The organism is Luteibacter aegosomatis (genome assembly GCF_023078455.1).
GTDB classification, from domain to species: domain Bacteria; phylum Pseudomonadota; class Gammaproteobacteria; order Xanthomonadales; family Rhodanobacteraceae; genus Luteibacter; species Luteibacter aegosomatis.
The window spans coordinates 1,469,400-1,493,127 of sequence record NZ_CP095740.1 but is presented as its reverse complement, the minus strand read 5'-3'; the positions used below and the strand labels follow the sequence as shown (position 1 = coordinate 1,493,127).

The following is a 23,728-nucleotide window of genomic DNA, read 5'->3' as shown; positions in this document are numbered from 1 at the left end:
GAAAGAGCACGCCCCTCAGCGCAACCCCGTCTCCGCACGCGCGATCACCAGGCGCTGGATCTCGCTCGTGCCCTCGTAGATCTCGGTGATCTTCGCGTCGCGGAAGTAACGCTCCAACGGCATTTCCTTGGAGTACCCCATGCCGCCATGGATCTGCACCGCCTGGTGCGTGATCCACATCGCGGCCTCGGAGGCCACCAGCTTCGCCATCGACGCCTCGGTGCCGAAGCGGCCGCCGGTCTTCTCGACCTGGTGCTTCGTCCACGCGGCGCGCAGCGTCAGCAGCAGGGCCGAATCCAGCTTGCACTTCATGTCGGCGATCTTCGACTGGGTCATCTGGAAGGTGCCGATCGGCGAGCCGAAGGCCTTGCGGTCGCGCGACCACTGCAACGTGGCCTCGTAAGCCGCGCGCGCGATCCCGACGGCCTGCGACGCGATACCGATGCGGCCGGCGTCGAGCACGCCCATGGCGATGGAGAAGCCCTTGCCCTCCGCGCCGAGCATGTCTTCCTTCGGGCACACGTAATCGTGGAATTCGATCTCGCAGGTGGCCGAGGCGCGGATGCCGAGCTTGGGCTCGGTCTTGCCGGCGAGGAAGCCGGGACGCTGGGTGTCGATGACGAAGGCCGACACGCCCTTGGCGCCGATGCCCGGCGTGGTCACGGCGAACAGCACGATGTAGCGCGCGACGGGACCGGAGGTGATCCAGCTCTTCTTGCCGTTGATGACCCAGTCGCCGTCGGCGTTCTTCACCGCGCGGGTGTGCATGTTGGAGGCGTCGGAACCCGACTGCGGCTCGGTGAGCGCATAGGCGCCGATGGCTTCGCCCGAGGCGATGGCGCGCACGTACTTCTGCTTCTGCTCCTCGGTGCCGTTCTTCAGGATGCCGTTGCAGAAGAGCGAATTGTTCACCGACATGATGGTCGAGGTGGCGGCGTCGGCCGCGGCGATCTCGACCATGGCCAGCACGTAGGCGACCGGGTCCATGCCCGCGCCACCGTACTCTTCCGGCACTTCGATGCCCATCAGGCCCAGCTGGCCCATCTCGCGAATGTTATCCAGCGGAAACTCGCCCTTGGCGTCGAGTTCGGCGGCCACCGGCGCGATGCGCTTCTGGGCGAACTCACGGGCGATGGACTGGATCGACAGCTGGTCGTCGGTAAAACGAAAATCCATGGGTATTACCTCACGCAGGCCCTTCGGCCGGCAGGTTCTGTGGAGAAGACAATCCGACCATTCTAACGGTCGTTCGATCCTTTGCCGCCCTGCACCGCAACATGCGGCCTTGACCTTGGGCGCCATCGGCCGCATCCTTGGTATCTCTGTATCGCGATAAAAGGATGTTGGATGGATCTCTCGACCGCCTCCACGGTGCTGCGGCTCCTGGCGGATCCAACCCGTGTCCGCCTGCTCGCCCTGCTCGACCGCGAGGAACTCACCGTGGCCGAACTGGCCGCCGTGCTCCACCTCGCCCAGCCGCGCGTCTCGACCCACCTCGCCAAGCTCAAGGAAGCCGAGCTGGTGCGCGATCGTCGCGCGGGGGTATCGGCCTATTACCGAGCCAACGCCGAAGCCGACCCCACCCTGGCCGCGCTGGTGGCGTCGCTGCGCGATACGCTCAGCGACGCCCTGCTCCGCGAGGACGCCGAACGCCTGCCCGCGGTGCTCGCCCAGCGCGCCCGCAGCGAGGGTTGGGCCGACACCGTGGCCGGCGACATGGAGCGCCATTATTCGCCGGGCCGCACCTGGGAAACCCTGGCCCGCTCGCTGCTCCAACTGCTGGAAACCGGCGACGTGCTCGACATCGCCTCCGGCGACGGCGTCACCGCCGAACTGCTGGCCCCGCACGCCCATTCCATCGTCTGCATCGACAGCTCCGAGCGCGTGGCCGACGCGGCCCGCCAACGGCTTGCCGCTTTTTCCAACGTGGAAGTGCGCCAGGGCGACATGCATGCGCTGGACCTCGGCGACCGCCGCTTCGATCTCGTCCTGTTGATGCACGCCCTCACCTATTCGGAGCATCCCGACGAGGTGTTCCGCCAGGTGGCGTCGGTGCTCAAACCCGGCGGCCGCGTGCTGGCCGCCACCCTGGGCGAGCACGACCACCGCGCGGTGGTCGAGCCCTTCGACCATCGCAACCTCGGTTTCGACTGCGACGGACTCTCCGCCCTGGCGCGCGACGCGGGCCTGGACGTGGTCAGTTGCGAGCGGCTGAGCCGCGAGCGCCGCGCGCCGCATTTCGAAGTCATCAGCCTGCTCGCCCGCAAGCCCTGATCCGGAGGCCGTCATGAGCACCCTTCCCTGGCTCCATCCCGACCGCGTCGCCCTCATCGAGAAAGGCCTCGCCGAGCGGATCATGATCCTCGACGGCGGCATGGGCACCATGCTGCAAGGCCATAAGCTGGACGAATCGGGCTACCGCGGCGAACGCTTTTCCGGCGGCCACGACAGCCTGCACGAGCACGACCACCCGGGCGAATGCGACCTCAAGGGCAACAACGACCTGCTGCTGCTCACCCAGCCGCAGATCATCAAGGGCGTGCACCGTGCCTATCTCGAAGCGGGTGCCGATTTCATCGAGACCAACACCTTCAACGCCACGCGCGTGAGCCAGGCCGATTACCACCTCGAGCACCTCGTGCCCGAGCTCAACCGCGAAGGCGCCCGGCTGGCCCGCGAGGCCTGCGACGAGATGACCCGGTTGACGCCGGACAAGCCGCGTTTCGTCATCGGCGTGCTCGGCCCCACCAGCCGCACGGCGTCGATTTCGCCCGACGTGAACGACCCCGGCTTCCGCAATATCGACTTCGAGGAGCTGAAGGCCAACTACATCGAATCGGCCCGCGCGCTCATCGAAGGCGGCGCCGACACGATCATGGTGGAAACCATCTTCGACACCCTCAACGCCAAGGCCGCGCTGTTCGCGCTCTCGGAACTGTTCAACGAACTGGGCGCGCGCGTGCCGGTGATGATCTCCGGCACCATCACCGACCGTTCCGGTCGCACGCTCTCGGGCCAGACCGCCGAAGCCTTCTTCTATTCGGTGGAGCATATCCAGCCGCTGTCGGTAGGCCTCAACTGCGCGCTCGGCGCCGAAGACCTGCGCCCGCACGTGCAGATGCTCGCCCGCATCGCCAACGCGGCGGTCAGCACGCACCCGAACGCGGGCCTGCCGAACGCCTTCGGCGAATACGACGAAACGCCCGAGAGCATGGCCGCCACCATCCGCGACTTCGCGGCGAACGGCCTCATCAACATCGTCGGCGGCTGTTGCGGCACCACGCCCGCGCATATCGCCGCGATCGCCGAGGCCGTTTCCCCCTACCCGCCCCGCATCCGCCAGGCCAGCGCGAACGCCGCATGAGCATCCGTTATACCCGCCTCTCCGGCCTCGAGCCGCTGGTCCTCACCCCGGACCTCAACTTCATCAACGTCGGCGAACGCACCAACGTCACCGGCTCGGCGCAGTTCCGCAAGCTGATCAAGGAAGGCCGTTACGAAGAGGCCGTGGACGTCGCCCGCCAGCAGGTGGAGAACGGCGCGCAGATCATCGACATCAACATGGACGAAGGACTGATCGATTCCGAGGCCGCGATGACGCGCTTCGTGAACCTGATCTCGTCCGAGCCGGACATCGCCCGCGTGCCGATCATGGTCGATTCCTCCAAGTGGAGCGTGATCGAGGCCGGCCTGCGTTGCATGCAGGGCAAGGGCATCGTCAACTCCATCTCGATGAAGGAAGGCGAAGCGCTGTTCCTGGAGCATGCGCGCAAGGTGCGCCAATACGGCGCGGCCGTGGTGGTGATGGCCTTCGACGAGGCCGGCCAGGCCGACACCAAGGAACGCAAGGTCGAGATCTGCTCGCGCGCCTACGAGCTGCTGGTGGACCGGCTGGACTTCCCGCCCGAGGACATCATCTTCGACCCGAACATCTTCGCCGTCGCGACGGGTATCGAAGAGCACAACAATTACGCCGTGGATTTCATCGAAGCCACGCGCGAACTGAAGCGGCGCTTTCCCGCTTCGCACATCTCCGGCGGCGTCTCCAACGTCTCGTTCTCGTTCCGCGGCAACAACCCGGTGCGTGAAGCGATCCATTCGGTGTTCCTGTACCACGCCATCGCGGCAGGCATGGACATGGGCATCGTCAACGCCGGCGCCCTGGCGATCTACGACGACCTGCCGGAGGAGCTGCGCGAGCGTGTCGAGGACGTGGTGCTCAACCGCCGCCCGGACGCCACCGAACGCCTGCTCGACATCGCCGACACCTACAAGGGCGGCAAGGGCGCCGCGGTCGTCGAATCCGCCGCGTGGCGCGAAAAGCCCGTGATCGACCGCCTGAGCCACGCGCTGGTGCACGGGATCGACCAGTACGTGGTGGAAGACACCGAGGAAGCACGGCAGTTGTCCTCCCGGCCGCTCGACGTGATCGAGGGGCCGCTGATGGCCGGCATGAACGTGGTAGGCGATCTCTTCGGCGCGGGCAAGATGTTCCTGCCGCAGGTGGTGAAATCCGCACGCGTGATGAAGAAGGCCGTGGCCCACCTCATTCCCTTCATCGAGGAAGAGAAGAAACTCTCCGGCGAGGTGGGCAAGAGCAACGGCAAGATCGTGCTCGCCACCGTAAAGGGCGACGTGCACGACATCGGCAAGAACATCGTGGGCGTGGTGCTCCAGTGCAACAACTTCGAGGTGATCGACCTCGGCGTGATGGTGCCCACGCAGAAGATTCTCGACATCGCGCGCGCCGAGAACGCCGACATCATCGGCCTCTCCGGCCTCATTACGCCCTCGCTGGAAGAAATGAGCCAGGTGGCCCGCGAAATGCAGCGCCAGGATTTCCAGGTGCCGCTGATGATCGGCGGCGCCACCACCTCGCGCGCGCACACCGCGCTGCGCATCGAGCCGCACTACAAGTCGCCCACCGTTTGGGTGAAGGACGCTTCGCGCGCCGTGGGCGTGGCGCAGTCGCTGGTCAGCAAGGACCTCGTCGACGAATTCATCGCCAAGGTGCGCTCGGAATACGCCGAGGTGCGCGAACGGCATCGCGGGCGCGGCACCGGCAAGCAACTGGTGCCGCTGGCAAAGGCGCGCGCGCAGCGGTACCGGGGCGACTGGGAAAACTACGCACCTCCCGTCCCGAAGACGCCCGGCATCACGGTGTTCGACGACTACGACCTGGCCGAACTGCGCGACTACATCGACTGGTCACCGTTCTTCAACGCCTGGGAGCTGGCGGGCAAGTTCCCGGCCATCCTCACCGACGAGGTGGTCGGCACGCAGGCCAGCGAGCTTTATCGCGATGCCCAGGCGATGCTCGACCGCATCGTCGCCGAGAAGTGGCTCACCGCGCGGGGCGTGATCGGCTTCTGGCCCGCCGCCCAAGTAGGTGACGACATCGAGGTTTACGCGGAACCGGGCACCGGCAAGCGCAAGGCGGCGGTCACGCTGCGCCACCTTCGCCAGCAGGCCGACAAACCGGTGGAACGTCCCGATTTCTGCCTGTCCGATTTCGTCGCACCGAAGGACGCCGACGTGCAGGACTGGATCGGCGGTTTCGCCGTGACGGCCGGCATCGGCATCGACGAGCATGTGGCCCGATTCGAAGCCACCCACGACGACTATTCGTCGATCCTGCTCAAGGCCCTGGCCGACCGTCTCGCCGAGGCCTTCGCCGAGCGCATGCACGAGCGCGTGCGCAAGGAGTTCTGGGGGTATGAGCCCAACGAATCGCTCGACAACGACGCCCTGATCAACGAGGCCTATCGGGGTATCCGCCCCGCTCCCGGGTATCCGGCCTGCCCCGAACATACGGAGAAGCGCTCGTTGTTCGAACTGCTCGACGCGACGAAACACACCGGCATCGAACTCACGGACAGCTTCGCCATGTATCCCACGGCGGCGGTGTCGGGATGGTACTTCTCGCACCCCGACAGCCAGTATTTCGTGGTGGGACGACTCACGCGGGAACAGGTGGACGACTACGCGAAGCGCAAGGGCTGGGAGCGGTCGGAAGCAGAGCGCTGGCTGGCCCCGTACCTCGACTACGATCCCGACTGATTCGCTTCGTCGTCATCGCGGACAGGGTCCGCTCCCACCCTTCGGTAGCGAGCCGGCTACCAGAGGGTGGGAGCGGACCCTGTCCGCGATTCAATTGTCCTCGGGGCCGCCCGGCTTGACGGTTTCCTTGGTGTCCTTGTGCCGCAGGTGCGCGAACACGTTGTAGAACGACACCAGCATCGGAAACGCCGTCTGGATGATGCCCACCGAGTCGTTCTTGCCCCAGATGAAATAGGCCAGGGTCAGCACGCTGCCGCTCACGGAGAGGTACCAGAACGACATCGGCACCGTGACCTTCTTGTTCTTCTTCGTGGCGTAGAACTGCACGAACCAGCGCGCCGTGAAGAGCAAGGTGCCGAGGAGGCCGACGAGCTTCCAGGGGGTGAGGATGATGAGGTGGATGTCGGCGAGTACTTCGTGCATGGCGGTATCCGGGCGTCGTCACCGGGCCATTCTAAGCACCGCGGCTTGCTGGAAGCTTTACTGGGGACAGACAAGAAAAAACCCGGCATTGAGCCGGGTTTCTTGGAATCGATGGTGGGCGGTACAAGGATCGAACTTGTGACACCTGCCGTGTGAAAACTCTTGGGCTCGGCCAAGTTTACTAAGGCATACAAGAGGTTGTCGAGAACTCCCTTTCACCAGTAGGAGTTCACAACATGGCCAATATTCGACAGCTATCCAGTGGTAACTGGAATGTACAAGTACGGACCAAGGGGCAGAAACCCATCTCCAAGACCTTCCCCACTCAGGCCGCAGCTCAGGCATGGGTAGATGGTCAGGAAGCCCTCAGGAAGGCAGAGGAAGCTTCACAGGGCCATGCCCTACCCACTGTGAAAGACTTGGGCTACGCCTATGCTGAGGCCCGTCTAAGGGGCCATCAGGGCTATGACAAGTGCAGGATGATTGCTGACCAGCTAGGCAAGGTCTTCCCCCTAAGCATTGGTCTACTCACTCCGAGGATGGTCAATGACTTCAAGCTGAGAAGGTTGAAGGAAGTGAGACCTGAAACCTGTAGGGGGCAGCTAGCGTTCCTGTCTCGGTTTTATCGGTATGCACAGAGGGAACTGCTACTGGATGTAGCTAACCCTGTTTCTAGCATCCTTATGCCTCCTGCCTCTAAGCCAAGCGATAAGGTGGTGAGTAGAGAGGAGCTTGATAGGTTGCTTGGAGCACTCAAACCCACAATGGCAATCATTGTGGAACTAGCCTATGAAACGGCTATGCGTAGATCCGAAATTATCAAACTAACCCGGTCCTGTCTCCATTTGGAGGAAAGGATCGTGGACGTGATTGACGGCAAGACCGGCACAAGGAATGTTCCTCTCACCAAGAGGGCTGTAGAGCTTCTAGAGCTTGCTGTAACACGATGCCGAGGTCTGGGGAAACCCTCAGATAAATTGTTCGAGGTTCGCCCTCACAGTGCCTCCAATGCGGTTAAGAGGGCAAGGGAAAAGCTAGGTCTACCCGACACCGTACGCATCCATCAGCTACGCCATACACGCATAACCAATGTGGCTAAGAAGGGCTTAAACAATGCCCAGATTATGGTTGTCAGTGGTCACCGTGACCCTAGATCGGTGGCTAGATATACGCATTTGAATGCCAAAGACGTATTGCACCTAATTGACTGATGCAAAGTGTTTTGAAGTTTATTCGACATTTTTCCAAGCTTTAACTTCTTATATAAATATAAATGAAAGGAAGTGGCTAACTATTTCTAGCTTTCGTTGATTTCCATTTAAGTAGATATGAGTTGGCAGGAATGTTCTCTTACCTACCCACTCATTTACGCCACGAAAGATGAATATTGATTAAATCGGTACCCTCCTGCAATGGTATTTTTTTGCCATTTTTTTCCGTCTATATATTTGTAGGAACTATCTTTCTTAGCTGCCTACAGATGTTGTAGTGCCCCGGAGAATTCCGACCTATACAAATAGAGGACCAACATAACCAATAAAGGAGATAACAATGTCCATTACAGTGGATGACATTGTAGCCCTGCAATACCAAGGGCTACGGACAGTAGCAAGTAAGATTGTCTATCTGGCCATTCAGAAGCAACTAGATGAAACAGGCTGGGCAAGCCTCAGCTTCAATGATCTAGCCGGGGTTACAGGACTTAGTAATCCGGGAATTGTAAATATCCTAAAGCGGATGCAGAACTCCGGCCTCATTGAGGTACGGAGAGATAGAAGTACCCCATTCACCAAGAATCAATACCGAATAATTGAGCCAGTATAAGGAGCCATCAAATGACCAATGATCTATTTACCCCATCTGTTGGCATCTTTGCATCAGCATCATCACCTAACACCGACGGACTTCCCTTAGAGCAGATTGAGAAACCAGCAGAACCTGCTCGCAAGCGTAGCATTGGTAATGACAAGGACCGACTAGCCATGTGGGGTGAGGCTGGTGCTGACTCAGTGTTGGAGCTTTACAAAAATGATCCACTTATCAGAGCAAGCCTCGATGCTCAGTTTGCTCAAGAGTTACAGGACAAGGCTCAGCCTAAGGAAAGCAACATGGTTTATGACAGCCAGGGAAACCTATTAGGGATTAAATCAGTAGGCAAAGCTAAGAACACAGACAAAGGTGCAGCCGAACTCATGGCGGCCATCCGTCAGGATATTGCACGCAAATATCGAATCACCGAGTAACAACCCTTCACTGCTCAACTGAGGAGCAAACATCACGCTGGCAATAGTCTAGCCAACAATAAGGAGCAACACTATATGGCTACTATCGTAGACGTATTATCCGGCAATCCCGGTGTAGGTAAGACACAGACATTCATCGAAGGCATCGACCCTGCTAAGCGATATGTCTACGCATCACCAACTAGGCAGCTAGCCTCTGAGGTCATGCAAAGGTTAGATCAGGCTGAGAAGCCTTACACCCCCATCTTCACTGGTCAGACCAAAGATGTAGGTTCAGTCATCCACCAAGCTAACTTAGCCCTTAATGAGAGGAAGACACCCTTACTCATCATCACCCATAAATGCCTTGCCTCAGTCAAACCAGAGCTGCTAGAAGACTGGGAACTATTCATTGATGAGTCTCCTAAACCGGAGGAGATAACATGCGTAGGAATGGCATCGAAGGAGTATGAGAGAGTGATTGCTCCATACGTCGGTGACTGTGATGACGATGGAGGTCTCATCCTCAATCAGGCAATGCTAGAGGAAGCATGGGAGATTCATGCTCAGGGCATTGAAGATGCAAAGAACAACAGAACCAGAAACAAGACTCTCCTTCTAGTTCTTGATGCCATGCTCAGTCCGACCAAGACTGTGACAGCTACACCAAACAGGAACGATAAGGGTAAGGAGACTGTATTGGTAAGGGTGGAAGGGTTTACAGACTTCACCCGATGCTTCGAACATGCTGCATCAGTGACCATCATGGGTGCGAATGTTGATAGAAGCTTGGTTGCCAAGCATGCTTTACGTAAAGGTTTCAAGCTCAATGTCATCAAGAAGAAGATGCTACGTAAGGGTCTTCCCCACATCCTGCCTCTAGTGAGAGATCAAGAGGGAGCATTCGTCTCTAAGCGTATGCTGATGACAATGCCTGATGGCTCTGTAGCTACTGAATGGAACTCAGAATGCTTCGGTAATCATGCTATCGAGAGAGCCATTAGGTATATCAATGGCAACCCCGCAATCTTCGCTAGCCATGAATGGTGTAAGCCTGACCTACCTAAGCATGTGGAACGCACACCGTTTGACACAAGAGGATTGAATGAGTGGAAGGATAAGAGAGTTTCTATTCACATCCTCCATGGTAACCCTTCCCCTGATGAGTATGGTCCTGCTGTAAGGATCATGCAGAAGATGGGCATTCCTCTACAGGAAGGTAGAGAAGCTATGAGATGGGCTAGAGAGGATGATCAACTCATCCAGTTTGCTCATAGAACTAGTGCTCGTATCGAGGAATCTGATGAAGATACTTGGCACATTGTTACCAGCTATACGCAGGCCAGAAAGCTAGCCTTAGACTTCGATGGGTCATGCCTGATCAATACCTGCCTCATGATTGATCCTCCTAAGAGGCTACCAACTGAGGCTCAGGATAAGAGACATATGGAGCGTGAAAACCTTGCTTTGCAAGCTAAGACGCTCAAAGCTCAGGGAATGAGCATCAGGGATATTGCTCAACAACTAGGCGTAAGTAAGTCCAAGGTTTGTCGACTGATGTAACTGTCCCAAAACCTCCTAAGTATTTCTAGGAGAAACTGGGACACTTTTGAGTCATTTGCTACTAATAAATACTTGGTATATTTTGACTCACTTATGCTCTTGCTCTTCCCCTCCTGAGTAAGCGCCAGCTTAGGAAGGACCTAGTACAAATACCCATATTGATTTAGCTGATTTATTGGAGGCTTTACCATAGGTCTTTCCCAAGCTTCGCTTGCTCAAGAAGGTAAGAGCCAAGGCAAAAAGCGTCATTTAAAAGCATGCATAAAAGTAAAAGATCAAGATCAAAAGCAAGGAGAATTAATATGATTCCAGCAGATGGAAAAGAGAAATATGTAACAGCCTACTCACACAAGAAGCTAGCAAAGGAATGGGGAGTCACCCTTCTGGCATTAGATGAATATGCTTTAGAGCATGGCTGGGATAGAGAGCATAGACTTCATTGGTCAGATGTAGCTATGCAAGCCCTCAAGGAGGGAGTTGAGGAAAGAAACCTTGTAGCAGTTAAAGAGATGCTGAGAGTAACAGGCAAGACTAGACCTGTAGGCAGACCATCTAAGCTTGAGGTTCAGAAGCATCTAGCCATTGAAGCCAGGATTGCAAGCGAATTTGATGAAGACATTGCTCGACTAAAGACCGATGCTTCTAGGCATTGAGCATAATTATTTATTTTTAAACGATTGGTGCATTGTCCTTTTTGCTCTCTTTCCATCACCACTACAACTCAGTGCTGATGCAAGCTACTCAGCATCCCTCACTTCACCTGACGTGACATCACGGCCACAGGATTCCGAGAGATAGATAGCTGCTCGTTGAGCAGTCTGACCCATACCCACATACCTAGCAGCAATGAAGAATGGGGATAGAGGAGTTTCTTTATGGGTTATAGAGGTCTGTAGATCACGCTCACTCCGCGCATGATCGAAGTGACGAGCAGCCTCTTTAAACAGGTTCAATCTCTCGGCAGCTATGACACAGCGAGCCTCACTGATATAGAACTGAGGAAGGTCCTCATGCTTACGACCATCTGAATCGAAGCATCCACTGAGAATCATGCAGGCAATCGTAACGACTACGCATCGTCGGATATTGTGCACGCTCTACCCTCCCCTTAAGGGTCTTGCTCAGATCATAGGGACACATTGCATGTCAGCTATGTCCCATGTTCGGCATGGGCACCCGATGGCAGAACCTTCAACCTCTTGCCATACAGAGGCGACGCTTACTCACCAGCATCAGGGTGTGCAGGATCAAACCTCCTGCTAGGTAGGTGGTAGCTCACATAGATCACCTGGGCATTCCCAAGCCTTCCTGCTTACCACCACCTGATGACCCTAGGTCACCTACGGTTTGCCCCTGAGGTTAGGCCTATTTGCCGTGAGGCGGGATATTACACCCGCCTATGGCCCTGTCAATCAGGGAGGTGTCTGAGGCTTCTTAGCAGCATCTTTATCAGCAGCCAGCTTTATCAATGCATCCATTGCCTGCTTGCGATCATGCCGAGCCACATACCATTCCTTGATCAGGGTCTCGATCAGGCCAATCAGAAGCTGCGCCTCCTCTGGCTCGACATCAACGATAACGTCTACGTCCTTCTCCATATGTGCACCGATGTTTCCAACCTTACGCACAGCATCGATACCCGCCCACGTTACCGCATCGATTTTGTCCTTAATCTCGTTTATTTCATTGAAAAGATTTCCTGGCTTGACTTGGTGAAAATCACGAATCATTCCTTGCAAACAGCGGCGAGACAGCGTGGCTGATGCCTTGGGGCTCAAGTCTCGAATCAGACATGCCTCATTGTAGTCTTCAACAATCGCTGCCGGGACATACACTGGCAGTGGGATGGCTTTCGAGTTCGGGCGCAGCATCCAATTGGCAACAGGTCGTCCCTCAGGCCCAAATGATCCGTTTGAATAACCTGTGTCATGCTCAGTGACGACGATTTGATATTGCTTGCAATCAGGATTGGGGCAAGTCGTCATCTGAAGAACAAAACCCCTCTTTCCAGACGCGGTAGAGGTTTCGAACGCCATTAGCTCCCTATCGTAATTCGCATCCGTGATGAGCGTCGCCTTCTGACAGTACGGGCAAGTCCATGCGAATGGCTTCATTGCTTCCCCTCCCTCCAACCGTAAATCTGCCCTAAGGCACCGTTGCTCACCTCATCGATGAACCGATCAGGAGTACCACTGACAAAGGTTGCACCTGTAGCTACACGCTTATGAGTTGATGCAGCTACCAGTTGATGGGTATGAGCATCGAACAGTTCCATGGAGATACTGAGTTTGTCTCCATTCCCTGACCATGCAGTAGCGTTGTCTTCCCATAGCGTGACCATCGGTTTGAGCACATAAGCAAACCCTTGAGCATCGGCCTCAGCAATACCCTGCTCAGTGTTAGTAGATGACGACACAGACATAGGTATGCCATGCATGGTCAGATATTTTCTGATAGACGCGACGACAGCTTGCCCACTACCAATAGCAGGGTCTTGTCCTTTCTCCTGACCATCGGTCACAGAGAGAACAAGCACCCTCTTCTGAGCATTAACGGTCTGCCCTGTTAGTGGACCACCCTCTTTTACTGACCTAGGCACTGAGCATCCAGCCACAGCCATGCAGGCCACAGCAGCCAATACAAACTTCTTCATTCCTTGCTCCCTGTCCTGATGATTTCCCCAAGAAAAATTCTAGCTCAAGTTCGTATATACATACGCACCCCTAACCCCCTTCTACCCCGGTGGCTGATCAAGGCCGAATTCCCGGACAGTGGATTGGGGTTCCTTGTATCTGAGCCAGATATAGCCCAGGGGCATTAGGTGACACCTAGCAGGCTACGGTTAGCTCAGCGGTAGATGCTTCGGTGCTAGCCGAAGGACAGGGATAGCCTGTCCCTTGCCTCAACTAGGCAGGGCTACCTATAGACGGATCAAGGGGTTAGTCGAGGCTGTGCACAAATCTAGCTGTGCATGCTCAGAGGGTCGTCAGGTCCGTGCACATTGCACGCTGTGAACGACCGGGGTAAGTTGTGCACGTTCTCGACGCAAAGAAAAAGGGAAACCCCGAAAGATTCCCCTTTTGGCCCCTTGAAACAAGGGCTAATTCGATGGTGGGCGGTACAAGGATCGAACTTGTGACACCTGCCGTGTGAAGGCAGTGCTCTACCGCTGAGCTAACCGCCCATCGAGCGCGCCATTATATGGATGGAAAAGGAGGCCGTCAACATGGCTTAGCTGGCCGTGCAAGCCGCACCAGCCGCCAGCTTCGAGCTGGCAATCGAGCCCGATACCCCGAGGGAGATCCGCGCGCCCGGCGTGGTGGTCGTATTCTGGCCAACGTCGGTCGCCCCACTCTTGCTTCGCGCGCACACCACCATGGTGAGCGCTGTCCGCGACCCGTTGGCGATCGGCGAACCCGTCTGCCCGAAGGTGATGACGTTGCCGTCGGTCGCCTGGATGGAGACATCCGGCAGGGCCGGCACCCGGCGCAGCAGGGTCAGGCCCGATACCGCGCCGAAGGACTGGTTGGCACCGTTGGCGGCGGCGTTATAGACGTAAACGATATACCCGGCGTCGTAGTTCACTCCGCCGACGTCGCACCCGGTGCCGCTGACGCTGCGGCAGATCGATACGAACTGGTGTCGGCTGGCGGCTTCCGAACGGGCGTATTGCATGTCGGCGACGAGATTGTTGACCGTGGTGCTGACGTAGTTGCGGCGCACGACGGTCCGCCAGGCGGGAACGGCGATGGCGAGCAATGCCGCCATGATCATGACCGTCATCATCAGTTCGAGGACGGAGAACCCCGCCGCGATCCGCCGGCGGCCCATCACCAGCACCGCCCGTTGGTCGTCGTGCCCGTCTGCGACTTCGTGCCGTTGGAATCGAGCGTGAGGTTCTTGCAGGCGTCGCCGGCCTGGGACAGCTTCGCCGTGGCGGTGAGAACGTAGCCGCTCGCCAACGAGCCACCCGATGAAGCTACGGAGACCTGGTAATACCCGTTGGCGCTCGTGTCGGTGGAGAACTTCAGATCCGAGGTGACGCTCCCCGCATAGGTGTTGTAAGTCGAGTAATAACGCTCCTGCGCCGTCGCCACGCGGAGCAGCAGTTCCTGTCCTTCGGCACGACGTGCCCTGAACGTGTATCGGGTGTACGAGGGCAAGGCGATCATCGTCAGCACGGCGATCACCGCCACCACGATCATCAGCTCGATGAGGGTGAAACCCGGGACACGGGAGCGGCGCATGCGTTCAGTCCTCGGCTTAATAGGCATTGTTCAACTCCCGCCAGGAGCGGCGACGCCAGACCGCATCGCCCAGGGATGGCAGCGCCTTATTGTTGTTGGTGTTACCGCTTCCGTCGCCGGTGGTGAGGCCCGGGATGGCGATGCTCCCGCCGCCCAATCCCGTCGCGGCGGGAAGGCCACCCGTCACCGGTACATTACTTACGCGGATGCCTGCCTGGGAATATCCCGACCCCAGGGTCGCGCTACCGAAATTGACGCCACTGGCCGCGCCGCCGGTTGCGGCGTCGACCACGAGAACGGCGCCCTTTCGAACGGGCGAGCACGGATCGCTGCTCCCAGGAATGAGGGTCGCGATGATGGCGCGGCCGCTGTCGAACAGCGCGGTCGCGTCCACCACCACGCGCTCACCCTTGTTGGTCTGGTTGCTTGCCGTTCCCGTGAACAACTTGATGAACCAACCGCCGATGGCCTTACCGTTGGCATCGGCAATGCCCACGGCATTGTTCGTCAGGCCGCGAATGTCGTTGGACTCGGTCATCGTCTGCTCGATCATCGGCGTCGTGCCCTCGATGACCGGGGAGGTGTTGCCCGGCCCACGATCGCGAATGCCGTAAACATACTGCACTCCCGACGAATTGTCGGCCGTATTGTCCGAACCGCCCAAGTACTTGCCCGTGCCGAACACCACCATGAAGAACTGGGACGTCGGATCCGCGAACAGGCGGGGCATGACCGTGATGGGCCGCGTTCCCTGGCTGGACGAATAGAACGCAAGCGACACCGACCACTTGTTGGGATCCGCGTCGGATAGATCGAATCGCCAGAGATTTCCGTTCAGGTCGCCAGCGAATGCCACGTCGTCGATCTGGTCGCTGTTGTAGTCGCCAAGCACCGGCGAGGTCAGCCCGTAGCTCACCACGTTGCCGCTGATGCCCGACACCGTCTTGGGGGTGACGAGTTCCTTCAGTACCGCCCCCGTCTGCGCATCGAGCACGAACAGCGAGCTCTGCGTGCGCTGGGATGCCGCATCCTTGTCGTACTTGTTATACGGTGCGCTGGAAGTGTTGCTCGGGAAGTAACCCGAGGGCACCAGTACCACCCACTTCCCATTCGCCAGGCGACCGATGTTGGGGCGACCATACGTGTAGCCGAGGTTCGCTCCTACCGCATTGCCGCCCTGCGTGGTCTTGTTGTTGAACTCCCATAGCACCTTGCTTCCCGCGTTGGCCTCACTGGCCGAAGCGTCAGTGATGTCGAGCGCGTAAACGCCGCGGCCGCCCAGGCGAAGGCCTCCCACGAGGATGCTGTGCCAGCCCTTCGTACCCGAGCTGAAGAAGACATCGCGGTACACGGGCGTGGCATCCACCGTGGGGATGAATGTGAAATCCGACTTCGGCGTCAGGTAGTCGAGCTTGTCGAACACCGTATAGGGAACATAAGCCCAACGCTCCGCTCCGGGGGACGGGGTCACGTCCACCGAGCCCGCAGGGGTCGAACTCGTCGTGGCGTCGAACGCATGCAGCATGCCGTCGTTGGCACCCACGTAGATCGTCGGCGCACGGTTGGCATGATCCGTCACGAACTTTTCGTAGCTGTACTTGAGCGTACCGTCGTTGCCGAGCTCGGCCTCGGGCGCGCCCGTCGGGAAACTGTCGCTGTAGCCGCTGGCGGGGAATGACACGTAGACCGACTGCGAATTGATGATCGCACCCAGGGTCGACGTACGGCGACGGAAATTGGTGCCCTCCTTGCTCGAATCGCCACGAAGGTAAGCCAGCTTGTCCGGCCCGAGCGTGCTCTTGTTGCTGTCGTCGAACGGGGTCGTACCGTCCGTCGCCGTGGTGGCCGCCTTCAGCGCACTACCGATGTTCGCCCAACGGAATGCCGTTCCCTGACCCGCCGCAGGCGCGGAACTGGTGATGATGACACGGGTATCGCCGACTTTCGCGCGCGCGGTCAACAACTCACCCGCACTCCACAACTGCCTGCCGATATTGCCGAGCGTGTCGACCACGTTTGCCACCAACGAGCCGCTGTAGTTCGAACTATCGAAACCGGTCTGGTACGTCACGCCGTTTCCCGTCAATACCGTACTGCTCAAGGCGCCCGCCACGGTCGACGTGGTCCGCGCGATGATGCGGCTGAGCAACTGGTTGAGCGCACTGGAAAGCGCCGCGGGATCGCGCGCGCTGAAGTACTGACCACGACTGTTGATCGCGGCATGCCAGGTGTCGTCGATGTCGGTCAGGTCACCGTTACCCGTGCCCGTCGGCATGGGCCATGACTTGACGCCGCTGCGCAGGTCGTTGTAGTCGCCAGGAAACGCCAGCGAGCCATTGATGCCCAGGGCGATCATGTATTGGACCACGTGCGGCCACGTGGCCGGATCGTTCTTCGGATTGAAGTAGAGCGACCGCGGCGCCGTCCCCGTGCCGTCCCAGTTGACCGGCTGATTGTTCTGGTCGGTGTAGTCGACGTAGGAAGGCGGCACGTCCAGCTTCGCCTTGCCGTTGGCGGTGAAATCTGGACGCAGGTTGGTCGCCCAGTAGTAAAACGCCAGGTCGGATAAGGAGGAATAACTGGCGGTGGGCACGTTGGAGTAGATGACCGTGGTCTTGTCGCTGTTGGTTCCCGTGTAGGAAACGCCGTCCGGCAGCGTCACCGCGCTACGCGTGGTCGGCGTCTTGATGCCGGGATCATCCCCGTTCCAATAACCGTCGGTCACAAGCAGGCTGTAGTTCAGGCGGCAGCTCAATTCCAACCCGGCCGAATCCGGACCGACGTTCGGTTCCCAATAAGGATTGGTGGAATTCTTCACTCCCTTGCCGGACATGAATATCTTGCCCACCCTGTCGATGGCTACGCGGGTCGGGGTACCGCCGCTGTTGCTCACCTGGTATAGCCATGTGAAGAACGACGATCGGGCCGTGCCGGTAAATGCGCTGAACGTCGTCGTCGCGGGCAACTTGTAATTATTGTCGTTCAGGTTCTGGAACACGACGCGGATGCTGCTTCCCAGCCCGCCGAAGACGTTGGCTATCGCCGATCGCGTCATCAGGTTGCGCGTGCGGTAGTAGGAATACCAGTTGGCGAAGTTCTTCTTGGTCGCCGCGTCGGCATTATTGATGACGGTGATCGTGCACCCGTTGTCGGAATTCACCGTGGGGCAAGTCCAATAGAACCCGCCGCTCGTACCCACGGAGCCGTTGTTGCCCCTGCTGGGATTCACGCCCCCGTTGGCGTAGTTGGGGATGGAAAACTGCGCTCCGCTGGAAGCTGCCCGGCCCGACGAGGTGTTGTTGCCGAAATCGTCGTTGAAGTCCTGCGACAGGTCCTTGGTGCCACTGCAATTGGTCGCCGTGGTGTTGGCGCAGATGCCGTCGCGCCAGGCGTTGGTGTATGAGGCATCGGGAAAGCGCGAGGTGCCGTCGGCCGTCAGGGGCGGCGTGTAGGTGATCGACGGATTGAAGTACTGCGAGTTCGTCGTCGACGAATAGTAGTAGCGCGAACCCTGCGTATTATCGAGCGTGTCCGGCAACGCGGTGGAACCCATCGATCCCGAATCGTCGAACGTGACGGCGATGTTCGGCGAAACCGCCACGGTGAGATCCGGCGTTGCGGTGCTGAGATCCACCGTGTAGTACTTGGAGGCGGTCTGAGCCTGCGTGGGGACGGACGAGCCGCCGACCAGGCACAACACCATCGCCACGAGGCCGGTACCGATCCGTGAATAGGTGGAAAGGACTTTCATGGTTCAGTTGGCCTTGGCCGCAAAAGTGGTTTCGAAGACGCGAATCGCGTTGTCGTTGTTGCCCATGCCACGGGCGGTGATCCGGTAGATATGCCGGACGACGGCGGTGTATCCCGCACCCCTGGCGCCGGTAGCCCCCGATTCCGCCTGCTGCCCCGCCCCCTGCGGCGTCTCGATACCCATGTCTTCGATGATGTAGTAGGGGTTGTTCTTCAGCGCGAACGTCTTGTCGGAGGAAACGTCCTTGAAGTTGACCGGCTTGTACTCGACGGCGCCTTCGACGACCCAGCCCGACGAGTTACGGAAATTCTTCACCGCGGCGACGGGGTCCGGCGAATACGGGTAGCACGTGGCAAGGCTGCTCGTGCCGCAGATCATGCGCGTGGAAGTATCCGAGCTGGCCGTCCAAAGGCGCCATTCCGCGCCGCGCAGGGCCGATTCCGCGCTCCATTCGGCCAGCTGCGCGTTGCGCAGGCCGCCCGCCAATTTCTGCTGGAGCAGCGAGGTACCCGATGCGCTGACCGCGAGGATCGTAATCAACAGCAGAAAAATCAAAGCGGTGACGAGGACCACGCCACGCTGCGTCTTGGCTTGGACATATCGAAGGAGAGGAGGATTTCGGTTCATGGCATCGTCTCCCGCGTTACGGGTTGTAGTTACGCATCATCACCACCGTGCTGAACTGGCGGCGAAGCATCGGCAAGGCGAAACCCTGGTCGGACGGCGAAATGCCATTCGCACCGCGTGCGTCCGGCGCCTTCGGCGTCGAGTTGCCCTCAGGCGAATAGGCGTAGACCAGGTCGGGGGCCTGCAACGTATAAAGTGGCGCCTGCCCATCCATCAGGATGTTCACCTCCACCGTTTTCAGGGCACGCCATAGGCAGCCCATGTCGGTGGACGTGGAATCCTTCGCGCCCGCCGGGCAGGGAATGGTGGAGCCCGCACGGGAATCGACGTCGGCTGCCGAAAGGTAGTGCAGGAAACCGTTCTGGTCCTCCACGCCGTAGTTGAAGTCCAGCCGCTCCACACCACGGACCAGTTCCTGGCACGTGCTGCCGACGGTGCTGTCGCAACGCATCAACGCACCTGTCTTGGTTCCCGTGGCGGTACCGTCGTCGCTGACCACCTGCAGGAAGTAGGTGACGGTGCGGAAGTCGGTGCTCACGCGAAACAGCTTCGGTGCCGATTGCGGTTTCAGGGCTTTCGGCTGCTCGAAGTTCACCGTGCTGCCAGCGGGGACGAAGGTCGGATTGCCCGTGGTCTGGAATATCTGCGAGGAGGAGCAATCGGCCAGCATCATCATTTCGCCGGCGGAATTGATGCCCGTGAGATCGGGCTCTTCCGGTCGCTTGGATATGGCGATATTGGCGATCGTTCCGTCATTGTTCGCGACGATCTGGCTGGCGCCGCCAATGGCCCAGCCACGACCGGAATCGATGTAACGCAACTGCAGGACGGCCGCACCGACGACTCGCGAACCGACCGCCGTACCCATCGCGGGAACCCCGTTCGCCGCCGTCGGCGGACTGCTCGGCGTGCACGCCGTCTTGGTGCACTGGAACCCTCGCATGAAGAAGAACGACGGCAGGTAATAGCTGGCCGTGGGCTTGGCCGGATATGAGCCGCCCCACGGCGTCGTGTTCTGGGGGAAGGTCAGGTTATTGGCCAGCACGCGAGGCGCGCGCAGCCCGTCCAGCGAGACGCCGGACGAGCCGGCGGTGGCGATGCCTCCGGTGCTGTTGCAGTACTGAGCCCCAGCCATCTTCAGATCGGCGCTGATGCGGGTGATGGCGTAGCGCCCTTCTTCCTGCAAGCGGGCCATCTGGGTCTGCGCCCGGTTGCTCGAGGAGGTCGACAGGAACAGCGTGACGATTCCGCCGGCTACGATGAGTCCAAGTACCATCGCCACCATCAGTTCGACCAGGGTGACGCCACGCTGGCGATGGACAATGCGTGGCTGGCTCATGGCTCGAATACCCAGGTAAAGGACTGAAGGTTGTTGGAGCCGGTGTTGTCGTCGCCCCCACCGATGGCCACGCCGCGCTCGGCCCAGGTGATCGACATCGTGCAGGTACCGCTATATGGCGGACGGAGCCCATATTGCGCCGTCGGGTCGAAGCCGGATGCCTTGACACACTTGATCGATGTCTTGCCCAGGGCAGGCAGCGTCGCCTGCAATTGCTGGCTCCACAGGATCTGGTCGCGAAGGGCGACGTCGCCGGGGGCGCAGCCGGTCGCCGCGTCGCAGGCCGGCGCCGTGCCGGAGATGGGATAGTTATCGCTGTCGTAGCTGTTTTTCCACAGCCCCATGGGATTGGCCCGCATGCGGTCGGCCATGCTGTTGGCGAGGAAGGTCACCTGCGTGCGCACGTAGGCCGTGGTGTTGGCCCGCGTAGCAGTGATCAGAAGGCCACCCAGGCCGATCAGGCCGATCGTGAAGATCAGCACGGCCATGAGCACTTCGATGAGCGATACGCCCCGCTGCGCGCGCGGCGATGACATGCAATTCACCCTGATTCCCCCGCCTATGGTCCTACAGGCTGGAATTTAACCGAGCGCGGGACCGCGGCGGAGCCACGGCCGACATACGGTCGGATTATTCCGACGAGCGGCTAGGCGCTCGTCAGTTTTGTCGCCCCGTACACGACGCTGAACGCCGACACGCCAGGGTAGTGCCGGGATAACACAGCGGTCACGGAGTCCCGGCCAGAATTCCCGGGCTTGAAAGGAGAGTCGTACCGTGATCGCGCAATACGTTTATACCGCCGCCGAAGTTCCGTTCCGAATCGTTCGCCACGGCCACCGCTGGCGCGCCCTGCAAGGTGCGCAGGAAGTAGGCCGTTACGAGACGCCGGAAGACGCGATCCGCGGGCTGCGTGAGTCCACGCCGCACTGGGTTCCCCGGCGCCTCGGCGACTGGCGCTTCATTCCCGACGCTCCCCTGGGCCATCTTTCGCCGCCCAAGGCGGGTGCCCTGGCGCGCTTGGCCGCGGCAGCCTGAGTCCGCGAGTACATGCATCCCTCCCGTCAAAGAGTCATCGACCGCCAGCGGCCGTGGTCGTCTTCCACCCTCAGATCCACCGTCAGCCCCGGCCGGTGCCTGGCCCGAGCCTGTTTCAAGGCATAGGCCAGCGCCTGATTTTCGGCGGCAAAGCGGACCGGCTTCTCGGCATCGACGCGCACGGCCCACTCCGCGCCGGGTTCGGGTGGATGCACGACGTAGATTTTCAGGTAGCGCTCGCTCATCGCTCACCGTCGCAGGGGCCGACCGGCATATGTGGCACCCCCGCGATGAAGGCGACGTGCAAACCGTGGCCGACTGCCGAATCGACGCACTCCAGGCACGTCGCGAAGATCGCCTCACCGCGTTGCGGTGGAACGCCACTCCCGATCGAGCATTGCGTAGATCACGTCGTCCACCCACTCGCCACGGAAAAAATAGGCTTCCACGTGATGCGCTTCACGGCGATAACCCAGTGACTCCAGCAAGGCGATGCTCGCCACGTTGCGTGGATCCACCGAGCCGACGGTGCGGCGATACCCCCAGTCCTTGAACGCCAGGTCGAGCAAGGCGCCCATGGCCTCGCGGGCATAACCCTTCCCTTGGCGATCCGGGCGAAGCGATATCCCGAATTCGATGGGCGACTGCTTGTCCGCCGGGAAATGCACGCCGAGGTCGCCCAGCAGCTCCCCGGTCGAACGATCGCGGATCGCCAGCTGCGCCCAGCTATCCGGGGTGTGGAACACCAGCTTGGATTGGTCGTCGATGAAACGCACGGCCTCGGCCTCGTCCACCGGACGCCATCCTTGGTAGCGGGCCACGGCATCGTCGCCACGGTAGGCAAACAGCTGGGCGGCATCGGCGGGGACGAGACGATCCAGGCGAAGCCGGGTCGTGGTGATGGTGGTGTCTTGCGGCTCCATGTGACCTCCTTGGAAAGCGGGCAAATTAGCACCACCGGACACCGCTGCACACGCTCGCGAATGTTTACGCCGTCGTTACCCGAAAAGCGCCCGGGGCGTGCAGCTTTTTTACGGGAGCCTCCGGGATACTGGCGTCCCTTCCCCACGAGTTGCTGCGATGTCGATCGTCGTCATCACCGGTCCGCGTCACGACGCCACTTCCTCCACCACCCCGCTCGCCGACGATGCCATGTGGAAACTGTGGGAAAGGGCTCAGGCCGCCGGTGTCGACCTGCTCTGGCGGCCCTGCCAGGATTTCGTGGAATTGACCGGCCATCTCGATCGCTCGCCGGTCGACCGCGCGGACCTCGTGCTTCTGGACGTCGACGCCGCCGAGATTCCCGAAAGCGACGTGGCGCCACTGCGCCACGCACTCGCCTCGCTCGACGTGCCCTATATCGAAATCCACGACGGCAGCGACCAGTCGGATGCGTCGACACTGGTTCCCGGACATCCGTCGCTGGTCAGCGTCGTGGTGCCAGGCAACGCCATGGCGGGTTACGACATGGCCCTCTCGATCGGCTTGCGCTACCTCGGCGCGAATGCCCGGCTGGCAGCGTAAGTCGACGGCCAAGCCCATGTTCCCGGCCCCCACCCGCAAGGCGAGCGAGCTGAACCTGGACGATCAGTTGTCTGCTTTGGCGCGGGGTTTCAGGCGGAAGCTGACGCCCATGCGGTTGATGGCGTTCATCGCCGCGACGGTCAGGGTCAGGTCAACCAGGTCCTTCTCGGAGAAGGCTTCCGCCGCTGCGGCGTAAGCCGCGTCGGAAGCATGCGTTTCCCCGACGCGCGTCACCTCTTCGGCCCACGCCAGCGCCGCGCGCTCCCGATCCGTGAACAGATAGGCGGCCTCGTGCCAGACGGGAACGAGCACAACGGTTTCCATCGACATACCCGCCTTGATGAGGTCCCGGGTGTGGATGTCGATGCAGTGCGCGCATCCATTGATCTGCGATACGCGGAGAAACACCAGGTGGATCAGCTTGGGCGGCAGCGCCGTGCCCGTGGTCACGAAGTGATGCAGCCCACCCAATGCCTTAGCACCGTCGGGGGAAACGGTAAACCAGTTAGCGCGATTCATCTTCCAGGTCCTGTTCAAAGAGAGCCGTCGTCCGGCCGCATGCCGACCGACCCCAACCTTGACGATCCACGGCCCGCTTTTGTGACAGGGACGCAGCGGGTAGCACAAGGCACCGCGCGTGAGCGGCGGGCCCTGCGCCCTCGGCGCGGCATGCGAACGGCGGCGGCCACGCGCGGCCGTCATCGCGCATCGCGATGGATGCCTGTGGACGGGCATGGATGCGCGGGCACAAAAAAACCCGCTTTTCAGCGGGTTTGGATGCATCTCATGGGCTCGTGTGGACGGCCCTCGACGGGGTATCTGGTGCCGGAAATAGGAATCGAACCTACGACCTCATCATTACGAATGACGCGCTCTACCAACTGAGCTATTCCGGCGAGAGGCGGAATTGTAGGTAAGCCGGAGCCCGGGCGCAAGC

Annotated in this window: 22 protein-coding genes and 2 tRNA genes; 9 read left to right on the top strand and 15 right to left on the bottom strand. The window is 59.8% G+C overall.

The genetic code is table 11. The features are described 5' to 3' along the window. Nucleotides 1-15: 15 nt before the first annotated feature. Nucleotides 16-1,176 carry an acyl-CoA dehydrogenase family protein gene (locus L2Y94_RS06945; protein WP_247373955.1) on the bottom strand — a complete coding sequence of 387 codons (1,161 nt, stop codon included), beginning with the start codon at nt 1,174-1,176 and terminating at the stop codon, nt 16-18. Nucleotides 1,177-1,347: 171 nt separating this feature from the next. On the opposite strand from L2Y94_RS06945, the gene L2Y94_RS06940 reads away from it, so the two are divergent. Genes L2Y94_RS06940 through metH form a run of 3 tightly spaced genes read left to right on the top strand, consistent with a single transcriptional unit; the run spans nt 1,348 to nt 6,060 of the window. Continuing rightward, the gene (locus tag L2Y94_RS06940; RefSeq protein WP_247373953.1) at nt 1,348-2,274 is read left to right on the top strand and encodes an ArsR/SmtB family transcription factor; all 927 of its coding nucleotides are present in this window, start codon (nt 1,348-1,350) and stop codon (nt 2,272-2,274) included. Between the two features lie 13 nt (nt 2,275-2,287). After that, nucleotides 2,288-3,364, top strand: coding sequence for a homocysteine S-methyltransferase family protein (locus tag L2Y94_RS06935; protein ID WP_247373952.1), 1,077 nt, complete (start codon nt 2,288-2,290; stop codon nt 3,362-3,364). Continuing rightward, on the top strand, nt 3,361-6,060 hold the full coding sequence (gene metH, locus L2Y94_RS06930) for a methionine synthase (protein WP_345780021.1): 2,700 nt from the start codon (nt 3,361-3,363) through the stop codon (nt 6,058-6,060). The genes L2Y94_RS06935 and metH overlap by 4 nt, the downstream gene beginning before the upstream one ends. Before the next feature lie 90 nt (nt 6,061-6,150). Here metH and L2Y94_RS06925 read toward each other — a convergent pair whose 3' ends face one another. Continuing rightward, entirely contained in the window at nt 6,151-6,483 is a 333-nt protein-coding gene (locus tag L2Y94_RS06925) for a lipid-A-disaccharide synthase N-terminal domain-containing protein (protein ID WP_247373950.1), read from the bottom strand. Nucleotides 6,484-6,719: 236 nt separating this feature from the next. Between L2Y94_RS06925 and L2Y94_RS06920 the strand changes: the two genes are divergently transcribed. From L2Y94_RS06920 to L2Y94_RS06905, 4 genes are all read left to right on the top strand, one after another. Further along, nucleotides 6,720-7,694, top strand: coding sequence for a tyrosine-type recombinase/integrase (locus tag L2Y94_RS06920; protein WP_247373948.1), 975 nt, complete (start codon nt 6,720-6,722; stop codon nt 7,692-7,694). 624 nt (nt 7,695-8,318) lie between these two features. Beyond that, on the top strand, nt 8,319-8,726 hold the full coding sequence (locus tag L2Y94_RS06915) for a hypothetical protein (protein WP_247373947.1): 408 nt from the start codon (nt 8,319-8,321) through the stop codon (nt 8,724-8,726). 75 nt (nt 8,727-8,801) lie between these two features. Further along, nucleotides 8,802-10,268 (top strand): helix-turn-helix domain-containing protein, encoded by a 1,467-nt coding sequence (locus L2Y94_RS06910; RefSeq protein WP_247373945.1) that lies wholly within the window; start codon nt 8,802-8,804, stop codon nt 10,266-10,268. 302 nt (nt 10,269-10,570) lie between these two features. Continuing rightward, nucleotides 10,571-10,921, top strand: a complete 351-nt coding sequence (locus L2Y94_RS06905; protein ID WP_247373944.1) for a hypothetical protein — start codon at nt 10,571-10,573, stop codon at nt 10,919-10,921. Nucleotides 10,922-11,680: 759 nt separating this feature from the next. On the opposite strand, the gene L2Y94_RS06900 is transcribed toward L2Y94_RS06905, so the two are convergent. The 9 genes from L2Y94_RS06900 to pilV all read right to left on the bottom strand — a co-directional run bounded on the left by L2Y94_RS06900 (nt 11,681) and on the right by pilV (nt 20,768). Further along, on the bottom strand, nt 11,681-12,382 hold the full coding sequence (locus L2Y94_RS06900) for a DUF4145 domain-containing protein (protein ID WP_247373943.1): 702 nt from the start codon (nt 12,380-12,382) through the stop codon (nt 11,681-11,683). Then, entirely contained in the window at nt 12,379-12,921 is a 543-nt protein-coding gene (locus L2Y94_RS06895) for a DUF4823 domain-containing protein (RefSeq protein WP_247373942.1), read from the bottom strand. The genes L2Y94_RS06900 and L2Y94_RS06895 overlap by 4 nt, the downstream gene beginning before the upstream one ends. Nucleotides 12,922-13,377: 456 nt before the next feature. Next, nucleotides 13,378-13,452 (bottom strand) — tRNA-Val (locus L2Y94_RS06890). Between the two features lie 47 nt (nt 13,453-13,499). Further along, nucleotides 13,500-14,099, bottom strand: a complete 600-nt coding sequence (locus tag L2Y94_RS06885; protein WP_247375159.1) for a GspH/FimT family pseudopilin — start codon at nt 14,097-14,099, stop codon at nt 13,500-13,502. Further along, a complete protein-coding gene (locus L2Y94_RS06880) occupies nt 14,099-14,515 on the bottom strand; it encodes a type IV pilin protein (protein WP_283248525.1) in 417 nt (138 codons plus the stop codon). The genes L2Y94_RS06885 and L2Y94_RS06880 overlap by 1 nt, the downstream gene beginning before the upstream one ends. Before the next feature lie 16 nt (nt 14,516-14,531). Further along, the gene (locus L2Y94_RS06870; protein WP_247373941.1) at nt 14,532-18,266 is read right to left on the bottom strand and encodes a pilus assembly protein; all 3,735 of its coding nucleotides are present in this window, start codon (nt 18,264-18,266) and stop codon (nt 14,532-14,534) included. 3 nt (nt 18,267-18,269) lie between these two features. Continuing rightward, the gene (locus L2Y94_RS06865) at nt 18,270-18,806 is read right to left on the bottom strand and encodes a pilus assembly PilX family protein (protein ID WP_247373940.1); all 537 of its coding nucleotides are present in this window, start codon (nt 18,804-18,806) and stop codon (nt 18,270-18,272) included. A 103-nt stretch (nt 18,807-18,909) separates the two neighbouring features. Continuing rightward, nucleotides 18,910-20,232: a PilW family protein gene (locus tag L2Y94_RS06860; RefSeq protein ID WP_247373939.1), complete on the bottom strand. Its 1,323-nt coding sequence runs from the start codon at nt 20,230-20,232 to the stop codon at nt 18,910-18,912. Then, nucleotides 20,229-20,768 (bottom strand): type IV pilus modification protein PilV, encoded by a 540-nt coding sequence (gene pilV / locus L2Y94_RS06855; RefSeq protein ID WP_247373938.1) that lies wholly within the window; start codon nt 20,766-20,768, stop codon nt 20,229-20,231. Before pilV ends, L2Y94_RS06860 begins: the two co-directional genes overlap by 4 nt. 238 nt (nt 20,769-21,006) lie before the next feature. On the opposite strand from pilV, the gene L2Y94_RS06850 reads away from it, so the two are divergent. Further along, nucleotides 21,007-21,267 carry a hypothetical protein gene (locus L2Y94_RS06850; protein ID WP_247373937.1) on the top strand — a complete coding sequence of 87 codons (261 nt, stop codon included), beginning with the start codon at nt 21,007-21,009 and terminating at the stop codon, nt 21,265-21,267. A gap of 26 nt (nt 21,268-21,293) precedes the next feature. On the opposite strand, the gene L2Y94_RS06845 is transcribed toward L2Y94_RS06850, so the two are convergent. Next, a complete protein-coding gene (locus L2Y94_RS06845) occupies nt 21,294-21,512 on the bottom strand; it encodes a hypothetical protein (protein WP_247373936.1) in 219 nt (72 codons plus the stop codon). Between the two features lie 114 nt (nt 21,513-21,626). After that, the gene (locus L2Y94_RS06840; protein WP_247373935.1) at nt 21,627-22,190 is read right to left on the bottom strand and encodes a GNAT family N-acetyltransferase; all 564 of its coding nucleotides are present in this window, start codon (nt 22,188-22,190) and stop codon (nt 21,627-21,629) included. Nucleotides 22,191-22,347: 157 nt separating this feature from the next. Here L2Y94_RS06840 and L2Y94_RS06835 point away from each other — a divergent pair, with 157 nt between their 5' ends. Next, the gene (locus L2Y94_RS06835; protein WP_247373933.1) at nt 22,348-22,791 is read left to right on the top strand and encodes a hypothetical protein; all 444 of its coding nucleotides are present in this window, start codon (nt 22,348-22,350) and stop codon (nt 22,789-22,791) included. 63 nt (nt 22,792-22,854) lie between these two features. On the opposite strand, the gene L2Y94_RS06830 is transcribed toward L2Y94_RS06835, so the two are convergent. Together L2Y94_RS06830 and L2Y94_RS06825 are read right to left on the bottom strand one after the other, a co-directional pair. Beyond that, nucleotides 22,855-23,310 carry a carboxymuconolactone decarboxylase family protein gene (locus L2Y94_RS06830; RefSeq protein WP_247373931.1) on the bottom strand — a complete coding sequence of 152 codons (456 nt, stop codon included), beginning with the start codon at nt 23,308-23,310 and terminating at the stop codon, nt 22,855-22,857. Nucleotides 23,311-23,611: 301 nt separating this feature from the next. Then, a tRNA-Thr gene (locus tag L2Y94_RS06825) sits at nt 23,612-23,687 on the bottom strand. Between the last annotated feature and the right edge of the window lie 41 nt (nt 23,688-23,728).